This is a genomic window from Variovorax palleresanus (assembly GCF_051144945.1).
GTDB classification, from domain to species: domain Bacteria; phylum Pseudomonadota; class Gammaproteobacteria; order Burkholderiales; family Burkholderiaceae_C; genus Variovorax; species Variovorax paradoxus_S.
This window is the reverse complement of sequence record NZ_JBJNVP010000002.1, coordinates 4,504,194-4,517,537: the sequence shown is the minus strand read 5'-3', so window position 1 is coordinate 4,517,537 and position 13,344 is coordinate 4,504,194. Positions and strand designations below refer to the sequence as shown.

Annotated in this window: 17 protein-coding genes; 6 read left to right on the top strand and 11 right to left on the bottom strand. The window is 63.8% G+C overall.

The genetic code is table 11. The annotated features are described in order from the left end of the window. Positions 1–36: 36 nt before the first annotated feature. The 4 genes from ACJ7Z0_RS25075 to ACJ7Z0_RS25060 are packed head-to-tail and all read left to right on the top strand — an operon-like array spanning position 37 to position 2,151. Entirely contained in the window at positions 37–408 is a 372-nt protein-coding gene (locus tag ACJ7Z0_RS25075) for a VOC family protein (protein ID WP_434791992.1), read from the top strand. Positions 409–414: 6 nt separating this feature from the next. After that, positions 415–864, top strand: a complete 450-nt coding sequence (locus ACJ7Z0_RS25070) for an EVE domain-containing protein (RefSeq protein WP_434791991.1) — start codon at positions 415–417, stop codon at positions 862–864. 23 nt (positions 865–887) lie between these two features. Then, the gene (locus ACJ7Z0_RS25065) at positions 888–1,355 is read left to right on the top strand and encodes a GyrI-like domain-containing protein (RefSeq protein WP_434791990.1); all 468 of its coding nucleotides are present in this window, start codon (positions 888–890) and stop codon (positions 1,353–1,355) included. Positions 1,356–1,410: 55 nt separating this feature from the next. Then, entirely contained in the window at positions 1,411–2,151 is a 741-nt protein-coding gene (locus ACJ7Z0_RS25060; RefSeq protein ID WP_434791989.1) for a helix-turn-helix transcriptional regulator, read from the top strand. On the opposite strand, the gene dnaB is transcribed toward ACJ7Z0_RS25060, so the two are convergent. The 7 genes from dnaB to ppsA form a co-directional block, all read right to left on the bottom strand. After that, positions 2,145–3,554 carry a replicative DNA helicase gene (gene dnaB, locus ACJ7Z0_RS25055; RefSeq protein WP_434791988.1) on the bottom strand — a complete coding sequence of 470 codons (1,410 nt, stop codon included), beginning with the start codon at positions 3,552–3,554 and terminating at the stop codon, positions 2,145–2,147. The genes ACJ7Z0_RS25060 and dnaB overlap by 7 nt on opposite strands. 170 nt (positions 3,555–3,724) lie before the next feature. After that, positions 3,725–4,177, bottom strand: a complete 453-nt coding sequence (rplI, locus tag ACJ7Z0_RS25050) for a 50S ribosomal protein L9 (RefSeq protein WP_434791987.1) — start codon at positions 4,175–4,177, stop codon at positions 3,725–3,727. Between the two features lie 11 nt (positions 4,178–4,188). Next, positions 4,189–4,470: a 30S ribosomal protein S18 gene (rpsR, locus tag ACJ7Z0_RS25045; protein ID WP_431122857.1), complete on the bottom strand. Its 282-nt coding sequence runs from the start codon at positions 4,468–4,470 to the stop codon at positions 4,189–4,191. A 21-nt stretch (positions 4,471–4,491) separates the two neighbouring features. Then, positions 4,492–4,809 carry a primosomal replication protein N gene (priB, locus tag ACJ7Z0_RS25040; protein WP_235505142.1) on the bottom strand — a complete coding sequence of 106 codons (318 nt, stop codon included), beginning with the start codon at positions 4,807–4,809 and terminating at the stop codon, positions 4,492–4,494. Between the two features lie 4 nt (positions 4,810–4,813). Next, on the bottom strand, positions 4,814–5,188 hold the full coding sequence (rpsF, locus tag ACJ7Z0_RS25035) for a 30S ribosomal protein S6 (RefSeq protein ID WP_028258846.1): 375 nt from the start codon (positions 5,186–5,188) through the stop codon (positions 4,814–4,816). A 114-nt stretch (positions 5,189–5,302) separates the two neighbouring features. Continuing rightward, positions 5,303–5,818: a hypothetical protein gene (locus tag ACJ7Z0_RS25030; protein WP_434791986.1), complete on the bottom strand. Its 516-nt coding sequence runs from the start codon at positions 5,816–5,818 to the stop codon at positions 5,303–5,305. A gap of 209 nt (positions 5,819–6,027) precedes the next feature. After that, on the bottom strand, positions 6,028–8,421 hold the full coding sequence (ppsA, locus tag ACJ7Z0_RS25025; RefSeq protein WP_431122861.1) for a phosphoenolpyruvate synthase: 2,394 nt from the start codon (positions 8,419–8,421) through the stop codon (positions 6,028–6,030). A 191-nt stretch (positions 8,422–8,612) separates the two neighbouring features. Here ppsA and ppsR point away from each other — a divergent pair, with 191 nt between their 5' ends. Next, the gene (gene ppsR / locus ACJ7Z0_RS25020) at positions 8,613–9,434 is read left to right on the top strand and encodes a posphoenolpyruvate synthetase regulatory kinase/phosphorylase PpsR (RefSeq protein ID WP_093011873.1); all 822 of its coding nucleotides are present in this window, start codon (positions 8,613–8,615) and stop codon (positions 9,432–9,434) included. A gap of 34 nt (positions 9,435–9,468) precedes the next feature. Here ppsR and ahpF read toward each other — a convergent pair whose 3' ends face one another. Both ahpF and ahpC read right to left on the bottom strand, forming a co-directional pair. Continuing rightward, a complete protein-coding gene (gene ahpF / locus ACJ7Z0_RS25015; protein WP_434791985.1) occupies positions 9,469–11,040 on the bottom strand; it encodes an alkyl hydroperoxide reductase subunit F in 1,572 nt (523 codons plus the stop codon). Positions 11,041–11,129: 89 nt separating this feature from the next. Continuing rightward, positions 11,130–11,702 carry an alkyl hydroperoxide reductase subunit C gene (gene ahpC, locus ACJ7Z0_RS25010; RefSeq protein WP_028253445.1) on the bottom strand — a complete coding sequence of 191 codons (573 nt, stop codon included), beginning with the start codon at positions 11,700–11,702 and terminating at the stop codon, positions 11,130–11,132. 243 nt (positions 11,703–11,945) lie between these two features. Here ahpC and bfr point away from each other — a divergent pair, with 243 nt between their 5' ends. Beyond that, a complete protein-coding gene (gene bfr, locus ACJ7Z0_RS25005; protein ID WP_093011882.1) occupies positions 11,946–12,422 on the top strand; it encodes a bacterioferritin in 477 nt (158 codons plus the stop codon). A gap of 22 nt (positions 12,423–12,444) precedes the next feature. Here bfr and ACJ7Z0_RS25000 read toward each other — a convergent pair whose 3' ends face one another. Further along, the gene (locus tag ACJ7Z0_RS25000) at positions 12,445–12,999 is read right to left on the bottom strand and encodes a cytochrome b/b6 domain-containing protein (RefSeq protein WP_434791984.1); all 555 of its coding nucleotides are present in this window, start codon (positions 12,997–12,999) and stop codon (positions 12,445–12,447) included. Positions 13,000–13,010: 11 nt separating this feature from the next. Further along, positions 13,011–13,307, bottom strand: a complete 297-nt coding sequence (locus ACJ7Z0_RS24995) for a PepSY domain-containing protein (protein ID WP_434791983.1) — start codon at positions 13,305–13,307, stop codon at positions 13,011–13,013. Positions 13,308–13,344 lie beyond the last annotated feature (37 nt).

Below are 13,344 nucleotides of genomic sequence, written 5' to 3'. Positions count from 1 at the left end.
CGAGGCTCCTTCCAACGCAACGAAAGAGAGTCCTTCATGCAAAACGCCATCAGCTGGTTCGAGATCCCCGTCGCCGACATCGACCGTGCCCAGGCCTTCTACGAAACCGTGCTCGGCCGCAAGCTGCGCCGCCAGGACTTCGGGGGCGAAACGCTGGCCGTTTTTCCCTACGACAATCCCGCCACGGGCGGCGCCCTGCAGGCCGGCGTGAATGCCAGCGCACGCGCGGGCAGCGGTATCCGCATCTATCTGGACTGCATGCCGAGCATCGATGCGGTGCTTGCCCGCGTCGAGGCGGCAGGCGGTCAGATCGTCGCGCCGAAGTCCGCGCTGCCCGAAGGCATGGGTTTCATCGCCCATCTGCGCGACACCGAAGGCAACGAAGTCGGCCTTCACGCCCTGGACTGACCCGCAATGGCACAGCGCAACTGGATCGCCGTTGCCAGCGCCGAGCACGCCCGGCGCGGGCGCGACCACGAGCCGGTCGGCTTCATACAGGTCGGCCACGGCAAGCTGGGGCCGCTCAAGCGGGTTTCAGCCGGCGATCGCGTGGCCTACTACGCGCCGGCCACGGTGTTCGGCGGCACGGACAAGCTGCAGAGCTTCGTGTCGATCGGCATCGTGCGACCTGGCGAACCCTACGAATTCGACATGGGCGGCGGCTTCGTCCCCTGGCGCCGCGACGTGGCTTATGCTGCTTCGCATGAGGCGCCCATCGCTCCGTTGATCGAGCGCCTTGCCTTCGTCGAGAACCCGCGTCAGTGGGGCTACAAGTTCCGCTTCGGCATGTTCGACATCAGCGATGCCGACATGATGCTGATCGCCCGAACCATGAAAGCCGACCTGAAGGCGCTCGCGCTTTGAGCACCACAATCCCGACATCACCCATGCAGAAGACACACCCGATGGAACCCGTCCGCCAGCATCATGGCGCTTTCCACGTCGCGGGCCTCGCGGCTCGAACGACCAACCGCGAGGAGAACGATCCTGCGACCGCCCGCATCGGTGCACTGTGGAACCGCTTCTTCGGCGAAGAGACCTACCGTTCGACGCCCGGACGCACAAGCGACGCCCGGATCTTCGGCGTCTATTCCAGCTATGAATCCGACGCTCATGGCGCCTTCGACGTGACGGTAGGCGTGGCCGTCTCGGATGCAACGGGCAGCGTGGCCATCGAGCCCGGCAACTACCTCGTCTTTTCGGGCCAGGGTGAAATGCCGCAGATGGTGATCGCCACCTGGGAGCGCATCTGGCAGTATTTCGAGGCGCACCCGGAAATCACGCGCCGCTACTGCAGCGATTTCGAAGCCTACGAAGGGCCGGACAAGGTGGCGATCCACATCGGAGTTTCATGAGTACACCCCAGGGCCGGCCCGGCGAGGCCGCCCCAAAATTGCAAGGAGCGCGCTGATGCGCCGCGCCGACCGCCTCTTCCAGCTCGTGCAGCTCATCCGTGGGCGCCGGCTCACCACGGCCGCCTTCCTCGCGCAGCGGCTGGAGGTGTCGGAGCGCACGGTGTACCGCGACGTGGCCGACCTGCAGCACCAGGGCGTGCCGATCGAAGGCGAAGCCGGCGTGGGCTATCGGCTCGGCGCGGGCTTCGAACTGCCGCCGCTGATGTTCACCCAGGAGGAGGCTTCAGCGCTGGTGGCTGCGGCGCGGCTCGCGCAGAGCTGGGTCGATCCGGCGCTGGCGCGCAACATTGAAACCGGGCTGGGCAAGATCCTCTCGGTGCTGCCGCCGGCCGCGCGCGTCTCGGCGGAAGCGTTGGCGCTCTACGCGCCCGCACTGGGCCTGGACGACGCCATGCGCAACCGGCTGCAGACCTTGCGCGAGGCAGTGGAGGCGCGCCACAAGCTGCGCCTGAACTACCGCGACGTGTCGGGCGATGCGAGCGAACGCACCGTGCGTCCGCTCGGCTGCTTCTACTGGGGCAAGGTCTGGACGCTTTCGACCTGGTGCGAACTGCGCGACGACTTTCGCGGCTTTCGCATCGACCGCATGGACGCGGTCGAGGTGCTGCCGGAGCGTTTTCGCGACGAAGCGGGCAAGACGCTGGCCGACATGATGCGCCAGCTGAAGGCGCGGGCTGCGGCCGAATGCAAAACTGCAGAAACAGCAACGGCCCCAATGAATCCGCAACGTCAGTAGTCGTCGCTGCTGCCGTAGCTGGCCATATTCTCGAACTTGGTGAGCGGCTTGAGGAAGGTCAGCTTGACGGTGCCCGTCGGCCCGTTCCGGTGCTTGCTGATGATCACCTCGGCCACGCCCGGCTCCTTGCTGTTCTTGTCGTAGTAGTCGTCGCGGTAGATGAACATGATGATGTCCGCGTCCTGCTCGATGGCGCCGGATTCGCGCAGGTCGCTCATCATGGGGCGCTTGTCGGTACGGCTTTCGACGCCACGGCTCAACTGCGACAGCGCGATCACGGGGCACTTGAGCTCCTTGGCGAGCATCTTCAGGCCGCGCGAAATTTCGCCCACCGCCGTGGCGCGGTTTTCGTCGTTCATGCTGGTCGACACGCTCATGAGCTGCAGGTAGTCGACCACGATCAGGCCGAGCCGCCCGTACTGGCGGGCCAGGCGGCGCGCGTTGGCACGCAGCTCGCTGGTGGTGAGGCCCGGGGTCTCGTCGATGTGCAGCGACACGTTACGCAGCTTTTCGATGGCTTCCGTGAGGCGCGGCCACTCTTCGTCGCTGAGCTTGCCGGTCCGCAGGTGCCCCTGATCGATGCGCCCGATCGAGCCGACGATACGCACCGCCAGCTGCGAAGCACCCATTTCCATCGAGAAGACCGCCACCGGCAGCCCTTCGTTCAGGGCCACGTGCTCGGCGATGTTGATGGCCAGCGAGGTCTTGCCCATGGAAGGCCGCGCGGCCAGCACGATCATGTCGCCCGGCTGCAGGCCCGAGGTCATCTTGTCGAACTCGTAGAAGCCGGTGCGCACGCCGGTGATGTCGTTCGGGTTCTCCGCCATCTCGGTCACGCGGTCGAGCAGTTCGACCACCAGGGCATCCATGCTCTGGAAGCCCTGCTTCATCCGCGTGCCTTCTTCGCCGATGTTGAAGATCTTCTGCTCGGCCTCGTCCAGGATCTTGTCGACCGACTTGCCTTGCGTGTTGAAGGCGTTGGTCGCGATCTCGTCGCTCGCGGAGACGAGCTTGCGCAGGATGGAGCGCTCGCGCACGATCTCCGCATAGCGGCGGATGTTGCTCGCGCTCGGCACGTATTGCGCGAGCGAATTCAAATACACCAGCCCGCCGATTTCCTCGGCCTTGCCGAGGCCCTGCAACTGCTCGTAGACGGTGATGACGTCGGCCGGCTTGCTGGCATTGATTAGCCCGCCGATGGCGGCGTAGATCAGCTTGTGCTCGTGGCGGTAGAAGTCGCCGTCGACCAGCAGGTCGCCCATGCGGTCCCACGCGCCGTTGTCGAGCAGCAGCCCGCCGAGCACACTCGACTCGGCCTCGATCGAGTGAGGCGGAATACGGAGCTTGGCGACTTGGCGATCGGCCGACGGGTCATTGTCGGCATAGGAGAAAACGGCGGACATGGACTTCCCTTGCAACCCTGCATGCTAAGCCGCACACGCGCTGGCGTGTGTGGACAAGGTTGTGAATAAACGGTGATCTTTCAGTGCACCGAGCTGGAAAACCGGTGTGCAAAAAGACAAAAGCCGCCCGAGGGCGGCTTTTGCGACAGCGCGCAAGGCGCTGTGGACGATCAGGCGGTTTCGCCGTAGACCGTGACGGTGATGTCGACCACCACGTCGGTGTGCAGCGCAACGCTCACGGTGCTGTCGCCGACGACCTTGATCGGGCCGTTGGGCAGGCGCACTTGCGACTTGGCAACCTTGTAGCCTTGCTTGCCGAGCTCTTCGGCGATGTCGCCGTTGGTGACCGAGCCGAACAGGCGGCCATCGACGCCGGCCTTTTGGGTCAGCTTGATGGTCGTGCCGCCGAGCTTCTCGCCCTGGGCTTGCATTTCAGCCAGCTTGGCGGCCGCAGCCTTTTCGAGTTCGACGCGCTTGGCTTCGAATTCGGCCTTGTTGGCAGCGGTGGCGCGGCGGGCCCGGCCGGTGGGGATCAGGAAGTTGCGGGCGTAGCCGTCCTTGACCTTGACGATATCGCCCAGGGCACCGACGTTCAGAACCTTGTCCAGAAGAATGATTTGCATGGTACGGCTCCTTAGACGCGGTGCTGGTCGCTGTACGGCACCATCGCGAGGAAGCGCGCGCGCTTGATCGCGGTGTTGAGCTGGCGCTGGTAGATCGCGCGCGTGCCGGTCAGGCGTGCGGGGATGATCTTGCCGTTTTCGCTGATGAAGTCACGCAGCGTGTCGACATCCTTGTAGTCGATTTCCTCGACGCCAGCGACGGTAAAACGGCAGAAGCGCTTGCGCTTGAAGAGCAGCGACTGGGTGTTGCGCTTCGGGCGCTTGTCTTTGTTGAATTTCTTGAACGTGGCCATTTGGGGACCTCTTGTCGAAAATTAATCTTGCTGAAAATCCTGGATGTGCAGGACCGGATGCTTGCCGTTGCCCGGTGTCGCGAGAAAACCCTGAAAACGCCAGAGGCTTCCCATCGACTGCGTTGCGAGCCGTTCGGCGATGGCGCCGAAGGCAACAGCCTTGAGGGCCGTTTTCACCTGCCTGGCTTTTCCTGCCTCCTGAAGCGTCGACTCATGTTCAAGCTTCAGGTCGATGGCGGGAAGGCCGGCCGGCGTGTATCGCAAGGCTCCGAGTTCGGCAACAGAGGCAGTCAGCAGAAGCTGGTTGACCCCGGTTGCCGCAGCAGCGGCAGCGGTCACGCCATCAGCTGTTGTTGGCGGCGTATTCGGCCTGCTGGGCCTTGCGGGCTTCTTCGCGCTCGACCGTCTTCATCATCGACGAAGGACCGGTTTCGGCCTTCTTCTTCTGAACGGTCAGGTGGCGCAGCACGGCATCGTTGAACTTGAACGCGTGTTCGAGTTCGCCCATCACGGTTTGCTCGGCTTCAATGTTGACGCACAGGTAGTGCGCCTTGTTGAGCTTGTTGATCTGGTAAGCCAGCTGGCGGCGGCCCCAGTCTTCAACGCGGTGGATCTTGCCACCGCCGGCCGTGATGAGGCCCTTGTAACGCTCCAGCATGGCCGGAACTTGTTCGCTCTGATCCGGGTGGATCAGCAAAATGATTTCGTAGTGACGCATGGCACTCCTTGTGGATTCTTCCGTAGAAGAGGAAAAGCCACCTGCAGCGTCGGGCGCAGTGTGGCAAGGCAAAGCCGGCTATTGTAGCACTGCTGGCGCAGCGCCTGTCCAGCTTCAGTCGTTCAAGGCCTTGTCGAGCGCGGCGGCCTTCTCGGGACCCACGGCGGCACGTATCTTGGGCGCCAGCGCCGCCAGATCTTCGTAGCTGGTGGTGCCCTCGACTTGCAGGTTGAGCCGGAACCCCTTCAGCCCGAGAGCACCCGTCAATTGGGTGGCGATCGGATAGGCGTCCTTGTAGCGCTGCTGCCTGCTGCGCCCGGAAGACGGCGCGGCGGCTTCGGCTGGCTTTGGTTTCGGCGTTGGCGCGACGACGGGCGCCGGGCTTGCGGCCGGCGCTTCAGGCGCCTTGGCCGGAACGGCTGCCTTGCTGCTGCTGCCCGCCGCCGGACCGAGCAGCCCCAGCGTGACGAGCTGATCGATTTCTTCCCGCGCAATGCCTGTTCCGGCAAGCACCTCGTCGACCGAGCGCTTACCGTCGAACAGGATGAAGGCGGTACGCTGGCGCGGCGAAAGGGGTACCGAGCGATCTTTGAGAACCTGCTGTCCGGCTTCTGTCTTGACAAGAATCATGATGGTTTCTTCCGCAAAATGCCGGCGGGTGCGGCGACGAGCGGCTTCGCCATGCGCAGTCCGCAAGCGACCGGCCAAGCCCATGAATTCACGGGCCTGACATTAGTAACACATTCTGATTCAATTCTTGCAAGCACCGGCGCGGGAATTCCCGGTGGGGGCGTCCGTAGTGGCTGCCGCGCGACAGGGGCGCGATGGCCCCTGTTCCGTCAACGCTTGGCGAGTTGCTGCCAGGTGTCGATCACGCTGTCCGGATTGAGGGAAATCGACTCGATTCCCTGTTCCGCCAGCCAGAGCGCGAAGTCCGGATGGTCGCTGGGGCCCTGGCCGCAGATGCCCACGTACTTGCCTTCAGCCTTGCAGGCCTTGATGACGCGGCTCAGCAGGGCCTTGATGGCCGGGTCGCGCTCGTCGAAGTCGGCGGCCAGAAGCTCGAGCCCCGAGTCGCGGTCCAGGCCGAGCGTGAGCTGGGTCAGGTCGTTCGAGCCGATCGAGAAACCGTCGAAGAACTTCAGGAACTCCTCGGGCAGGATGGCATTGCTCGGCACCTCGCACATCATGATCAGCTTGAGTTCGTTCTCGCCGCGCTTCAGGCCGTGCTCGCCAAGCAGCGTGGTCACGCGTTCGGCCTGGCCCAGCGTGCGCACGAAAGGCACCATGATCTGCACGTTGACGAGGCCCATGTCGTTGCGCACACGCTTCAGCGCCTCGCATTCCATGGCAAAGGCCTCGCCGAAATCCTTGCTCAGGTAGCGGGCGGCGCCGCGGAAGCCGAGCATCGGGTTTTCTTCTTCCGGCTCATAGCGGCTGCCGCCGATCAGCTTGCGGTATTCGTTCGACTTGAAGTCGGACAGGCGCACGATGACCTTCTTGGGCCAGAAGGCCGCCGCAATGGTCGCGATGCCTTCGGCCACCTTGTCGACATAGAAGGCGCGCGGCGAAGCGTGGCCGCGGGCCACCGACTCGACGGCTTTCTTCAGGTCGTTGTCGACGTTCGGATAGTCGAGGATCGCCTTCGGGTGCACGCCGATGTTGTTGTTGATGATGAACTCGAGCCGCGCCAGGCCGACGCCGTGGTTCGGCAGCTGCGCGAAGTCGAAGGCCAGCTGCGGGTTGCCCACGTTCATCATCAACTGGATGTCGATCTCGGGCATCACGCCGCGCTGCACCTCGGTCACCTCGGTCTCGAGCAGGCCGTCGTAGATGAAGCCGGTGTCGCCCTCGGCGCAGCTCACGGTCACCAGGGTGCCTTCCTTCAGCAGGTCGGTGGCGTCGCCGCAGCCCACCACGGCGGGGATGCCGAGTTCGCGCGCAATGATGGCCGCATGGCAGGTTCGCCCGCCGCGGTTGGTGACGATGGCGGCGGCGCGCTTCATCACCGGCTCCCAGTTGGGGTCGGTCATGTCGGTGACGAGCACGTCGCCGGCCTGCACCTTGTCCATCTCGCTGATGTTGTGCACGAGCCGAACCGGGCCGGTGCCGATCTTCTGGCCGATGGCACGGCCTTCGGCGAGCACTGTCCCCTTGCCCAGCAGCTTGTAGCGTTGCTCGGCCTTGCCCTGCTGCTGGCTCTTCACGGTTTCGGGCCGCGCCTGCAGGATGTAGAGCTGGCCGTCGGTGCCGTCTTTGCCCCACTCGATGTCCATCGGGCGGCCATAGTGCTCTTCGATGACCAGCGCGTATTTGGCAAGCAGTTCGACATCGGCGTCGCTGAGCGAATAGCGGTTGCGCTGCTCGGCCTTGACGTCGGTGGTCTTCACCAATTTGCCGGTCGCCTTTTTCTCTTCGGGCGTCGCGAATTCCATCTGGATCAGCTTGGAGCCGAGGTTGCGGCGGATCACCGCCCGCTTGCCGGCGCGCAGCGTGGGCTTGTGCACGTAGAACTCGTCGGGGTTCACGGCGCCCTGCACCACCGTCTCGCCCAGCCCGTAGCTGGAGGTGATGAACACCACGTCTTCAAAGCCCGATTCGGTGTCGATGGTGAACATCACGCCGGCCGCGCCGAGGTCGGAACGGACCATGCGCTGCACGCCGGCCGAGAGCGCGACCACGTCGTGCGCAAAGCCCTTGTGCACGCGGTAGCTGATGGCGCGGTCGTTGTAGAGGGAGGCGAAGACCTCCTTCATCTTGTGCAGCACGTCGTCGATACCGACCACGTTGAGGAAGGTTTCCTGCTGGCCGGCAAAAGAAGCGTCCGGCAGGTCTTCAGCCGTGGCCGAGGAACGCACGGCGAACGAGGCGGCCGGGTTGCCGGCGCTCAGCTTCGCAAAAGCCTCGGCAATGGCTTTCTGCAAGTCGGCCGGAAAAGGCTGGGCCTCGACCATGGCGCGGATTTCGGCGCCGGCCGCGGCCAGCGCCCGCACGTCTTCCGTGTCCAGCGCGGCAAGCCGCTTGCTGATCTTGTCGGCCAGCCCGTCGTGGGCCAGGAACTGGCGGAACGCATGCGCCGTGGTCGCGAAACCCGTGGGCACCCGCACGCCCTGCGGCAGCTGGGAAATCATTTCGCCGAGGCTGGCGTTCTTGCCGCCGACCGACTCGACGTCGGTCATCCTCAGGTTTTCAAACGGTACGACCAGGGCGGTCGCGTCGAAAAGTGCAGACATGGGAAAGCTCCAGAAGTTGAAACCGGTGCTGCATGCAGGCGGCGCGGCACGATCGTTCTCGTTGCTTTGGGTGCGGGCGCGGTGTGCATGGAAAGAATTGGGGCAAGGGAAAGCGGATTCCCGATAATGGCCCGGATTGTAGGCGCGGCAAGATTGCATGCGCCGCAGGACAAGGCCGCAAGAGCAACACCATGCACACACGCACTGTTTTCTTCATCTCCGACGGTACCGGCATCACCGCCGAAACTTTCGGTAACGCCGTGCTGGCCCAGTTCGAGATGAAACCGCGCCACGTCCGGCTGCCTTTCACCGATACGGTCGACAAGGCACATCAGGCGGTGCGGCAGATCAACCACACGGCCGAACTGGAAGGCGTGCGCCCCATCGTCTTCACGACCCTGGCGAACATGGAGGTGCTCGAAGTCATCGAAACCGGCTGCAAAGGCATGCTGCTCGACATGTTCGGCACCTTCGTGCGGCCGCTGGAGATCGAGTTGGCGGTCAAGTCGAACCACCGCATCGGCCGCTTCAGCGACGCCAGCAAGAGCAAGGAATACGACGCCCGCATTGCAGCCATCGACTTCAGCCTGGCGCACGACGACGGCCAGAGCAACCGCGACCTCGAGGGCGCGGACGTGATCCTGGTGGGTGTGAGCCGCAGCGGCAAGACGCCCACGTCTCTCTATCTGGCGATGCAGCACGGCCTCAAAGCGGCCAACTACCCGCTGATTCCGGAAGATTTCGAGCGCCGCCAGCTGCCGCCGGCCTTGATGCCCTATCGCAAGAAGATCTTCGGGCTCACGATCCAGCCCGAGCGGCTGAGCCAGATCCGCAACGAGCGGCGGCCCGATTCGCGCTACGCCAGCCTCGAAAACTGCCGTCACGAGGTGGCCGAGGCCGAGGCCATGATGCGACGGGCAGGCATCCGGTGGCTTTCCACCACGACCAAGTCGATCGAGGAAATTGCCACCACCATCCTGCAGGAGCTGAAGCCGGAGCGGCTGGTTTACTGAACCTGCCGCCCGGTCAGCCCGCCGCTGCCGCGTTTCAGGCGGCAACCTGCTCGGCCGGTGCCGAGGTGCGAATCAGGTGATCGAAGGCGCCCAGCGCCGCCTTCGCGCCGTCGCCGGCCGCGATGATGATCTGCTTGAACGGCACGGTGGTCACGTCGCCCGCCGCGAACACGCCGGGCACCGAGGTCTGCCCCCTGGCATCGACCACGATCTCGCCGTGCTTCGTCAGTTCGACCACGCCCTTGAGCCAGTCGGTGTTGGGCACCAGGCCGATCTGGATGAACACGCCTTCGAGCTCGACCTTCTTCAGCTCACCCGTTGCGCGGTCCTTGTAGACCAGGCCGTTGACCTTCTGGTCGCCGGTGATCTCGGTGGTCTGCGCGTTGGTGAACACGTCGACGTTTTTCAGGCTCTTGAGCTTGCGCTGCAGCACGGCGTCGGCGCGCAGCGCGGTGTCGAACTCGATCAGCGTGACGTGGCCCACGATGCCGGCCAGGTCGATGGCCGCTTCGACACCCGAGTTGCCGCCGCCGATCACGGCCACGCGCTTGCCCTTGAACAGCGGACCGTCGCAGTGCGGGCAGTAGGCCACGCCCTTGTTCTTGAACTCGTGCTCGCCGGGCACGTTGATGTTGCGCCAGCGTGCGCCGGTCGAGATGATGATCGACTTGCTCTTCAAGGAGGCGCCGCTTTCGAGCTGCACTTCGATCAGGTCCTTGCCCGGAACCAGCGCCTTGGCACGCTGCAGGTTCATGATGTCGACCTCGTAGTCGCGCACATGCTCTTCGAGCGCATGGGCGAACTTCGGTCCTTCGGTTTCCTTGATCGAGATGAAGTTCTCGATGCCCAGCGTGTCGAGCACCTGGCCGCCGAAGCGCTCGGATGCCACGCCGGTGCGAATGCCCTTGCGGGCCGCATACACGGCAGCCGCGGCACCAGCCGGGCCGCCGCCGACGATCAACACGTCGAACGGGTCCTTGGCGGCGATCTTCTTTGCCTCGCGCTCGACGCCGCTGGTGTCGATCTTCGCAAGGATTTCTTCCAGGCTCATGCGGCCCTGGCCGAACTCGGTGCCGTTCAGGAACACGGTCGGCACGGCCATCACTTGGCGTTCCTTGACCTCGTCCTGGAAGGTGCCGCCCTCGATCATCGTCGTGCGGATCCGCGGGTTCTGCACCGCCATCAGGTTCAGCGCCTGGACCACGTCGGGACAGTTGTGGCAGGTGAGCGAAACGTATATCTCGAACTCGAAGTCGCCGTCGAGTGCGCGGATCTGGTCGAGCACGGCTTGCTCGACCTTGGGTGGGTAGCCGCCGATCTGCAGCAACGCAAGGATCAGCGACGTGAATTCATGGCCCATCGGCAGGCCGGCAAAGCGCGGGCCGTGGTTCTCGCTCGGGCGATTGACCGAGAAAGAAGGCTTGCGATGGTTGTCGCCGCGGCTTTCGGTCAGCTTGACCAGCGGCGACGCTTCTGCGACGTCCTTCAGCAGCGACAGCATTTCGCCCGAGGCCTTGCTGTCGTCGAGCGAGGCGACGATCTCGATCGGCTGCGTGGCGCGTTCGAGATAACTCTTCAATTGGGCTTTGGTGCTGGCGTCGAGCATGGCGGAATCACTTTCGATATCTGAAAACTATCAACGGGGAACAAAAAAGCCCGGGGCCTCGTGAGCGCCCGGGCTTTCGCGCGGAACGCTTAGATCTTGCCGACGAGGTCGAACGAGGGCTTCAGCGTTTCGGCGCCTTCGGTCCACTTGGCGGGGCAGACTTCACCGGGGTGGGCGGCCACGTACTGGGCAGCCTTCACGCGGCGCAGCAGTTCGGCGGCGTCGCGGCCGATGCCGTTGTCGTGCACTTCGATGGTCTTGATCTTGCCTTCGGGGTCGATCACGAAGGTGCCGCGGTATGCGAGGCCGGCGTCTTCGCCTTCTTCGATCAGCACCTGGAAGGCGCGGGCCAGTTGCTGGCTCGGGTCGCCGATCAGCGGGTACTTGACCTTGCCGATGGTGTCCGAGGTGTCGTGCCATGCCTTGTGGGTGAAGTGGGTGTCGGTCGACACGCCATACACCTCGACGCCGAGCTTCTGGAATTCTGCGTAGTGGTCGGCGAGGTCGCCGAGTTCGGTGGGGCACACGAACGTGAAGTCAGCCGGGTAGAACACCACGACCGACCATTTGCCCTTGAAGTTTTCGTTGCTGACGGGCACGAACTTGCCGTTGTGATACGCGGTGGCCTTGAAGGGAATGATTTCGGTGTTGATCAGGGACATTTACTGTTTCCTTGGTGGTGGCTGATGAAAAGAACGAGCCATCAGTATAACTACCAATATTTCATTTTTAATAGTTATGAGCTATCAAAACTATTGCGGCTTGCTATGTTTGCGATGGAGCCGCCACCAACGAATACGAACGTGTATCACCATCAAACGCATGCAGACCGACGCAGCATGGGATTGCTTGCAAGTGCCCGCCCGCCCCTCTCACAATCGGTGCTTTCAGAATAAGGAAAAACCATGAAGGGCGACCCCAAGGTCATCGAACATCTGCAGGCGCAGCTCAAGAACGAGCTCACCGCAATCAACCAGTACTTCCTCCACTACCGCATGCTCAAGCATTGGGGCCTGGACAAGCTGGCGAAGAAGGAATACGAGGAATCGATCGGCGAAATGAAGCACGCCGACAAGCTGATGGACCGCATCTTCATGCTCGACGGCCTGCCCAACCTGCAGGACCTGGGCAAGCTGAACATCGGCGAAGACGTGCCCGAGCTGCTGGGCTGCGACCTGGGCGCCGAAACCGGCGCGCAAGCCACCATCAAAGACGGCATTGCCTATTGCGAAACGGTGCGCGACTACGTTTCACGCGACCTGCTGCAAGAAATCCTGGACGACACCGAAGAGCACATAGACTTCCTCGAAACCCAGATCGAGCTGATCGACAAGGTCGGCCTGCAGAACTACCTGCAATCGCAGATGGGCGAACTCAGCTGATCGGCGAGGCCGGGCGCATTCGTCAATCGACGTCGCCCGGCGCCTGCGGTCGCTTGCGCCCGCTGAGCATGGCAGCCACCAGGTTCTCCCTGTGCCGCCAGCTCGTGAAAACGACGCCGGCCAGATGCAGGGCAATCAGCGCCACCAGCGTCCAGGCCAATGTGCGGTGGAGCCATTCCACCCACGCCAATCCCCAGAACATGTCGAGCGAATACATCCAGCCCGTGACGCCGACGGCAGCCACCGCGGCCAGCAAGGCAACGACCATCCAGCCACCCAGCGGGTTGTGGCCCAGGTAGCGCTTTTCTCGCCGGGCGAGCACCTCGCCCGCATAGCACCGCACTTCGGAGGGCGATCGAACGAACTGGCGGAACCTCGCGTAGCGCCCACCGAGCCAGCCGCCGATGCAGCGGCCCGCGACCAGGGCGAGTGCCGCGTAGCCCGCCCATTCATGCTGCCGCAGCAGCGCCTCGCCGCTGAACCACGCCACCGCAATGGCGGCCACCAGCGCCCAGTGTGTTGCGCGCAGCCAAAGTGCCCAGACCCGCGTCGACGGACGCCCGGAAACCGCACGCACCGCGCGGCGCCTCAGGAAGGCTGCTTGACTTGTCCGACCTTCTCGAAGGTCTTGGGATCGAAGAACGCCTCGGCGCGCTGGCCTTTCTCGTCGAAGCCGTAGACCTCGTAGCAGCCATTGAAGTTCTTTATCTGGCGCACCTTCCAGCCTTCGCCGGTCAGTTTGCGCTGCAGTTCCATCTGCGGACGCATTTCTTCCTTGGGAACCGGCGCGCACTTGATCGCGTCATGCTCGACGAACTGAGCGGATGCGGACGCGGACCAGAGGGCGGCGGTTGCAGCCGCCACATAAAGAAGTGACTTGTTCATGAATGGCCTCCCGGCATTGCAGGGCGCCACGCCGGGG

Bases quoted from the DNA above. Each gene is read 5' to 3' on its own strand.
- rpsF (WP_028258846.1), bottom strand. From the start codon at position 5,188: ATGCGTCACTACGAAATCATTTTGCTGATCCACCCGGATCAGAGCGAA.
- bfr (WP_093011882.1), top strand. From the start codon at position 11,946: ATGAAGGGCGACCCCAAGGTCATCGAACATCTGCAGGCGCAGCTCAAG.
- ACJ7Z0_RS25030 (WP_434791986.1), bottom strand. From the start codon at position 5,818: ATGATTCTTGTCAAGACAGAAGCCGGACAGCAGGTTCTCAAAGATCGC.
- ACJ7Z0_RS25075 (WP_434791992.1), top strand. From the start codon at position 37: ATGCAAAACGCCATCAGCTGGTTCGAGATCCCCGTCGCCGACATCGAC.
- ppsR (WP_093011873.1), top strand. From the start codon at position 8,613: ATGCACACACGCACTGTTTTCTTCATCTCCGACGGTACCGGCATCACC.
- ppsA (WP_431122861.1), bottom strand. From the start codon at position 8,421: ATGTCTGCACTTTTCGACGCGACCGCCCTGGTCGTACCGTTTGAAAAC.
- ACJ7Z0_RS25070 (WP_434791991.1), top strand. From the start codon at position 415: ATGGCACAGCGCAACTGGATCGCCGTTGCCAGCGCCGAGCACGCCCGG.
- dnaB (WP_434791988.1), bottom strand. From the start codon at position 3,554: ATGTCCGCCGTTTTCTCCTATGCCGACAATGACCCGTCGGCCGATCGC.
- rpsR (WP_431122857.1), bottom strand. From the start codon at position 4,470: ATGGCCACGTTCAAGAAATTCAACAAAGACAAGCGCCCGAAGCGCAAC.
- ACJ7Z0_RS24995 (WP_434791983.1), bottom strand. From the start codon at position 13,307: ATGAACAAGTCACTTCTTTATGTGGCGGCTGCAACCGCCGCCCTCTGG.
- rplI (WP_434791987.1), bottom strand. From the start codon at position 4,177: ATGCAAATCATTCTTCTGGACAAGGTTCTGAACGTCGGTGCCCTGGGC.
- ACJ7Z0_RS25060 (WP_434791989.1), top strand. From the start codon at position 1,411: ATGCGCCGCGCCGACCGCCTCTTCCAGCTCGTGCAGCTCATCCGTGGG.
- ACJ7Z0_RS25065 (WP_434791990.1), top strand. From the start codon at position 888: ATGCAGAAGACACACCCGATGGAACCCGTCCGCCAGCATCATGGCGCT.
- ahpC (WP_028253445.1), bottom strand. From the start codon at position 11,702: ATGTCCCTGATCAACACCGAAATCATTCCCTTCAAGGCCACCGCGTAT.
- ahpF (WP_434791985.1), bottom strand. From the start codon at position 11,040: ATGCTCGACGCCAGCACCAAAGCCCAATTGAAGAGTTATCTCGAACGC.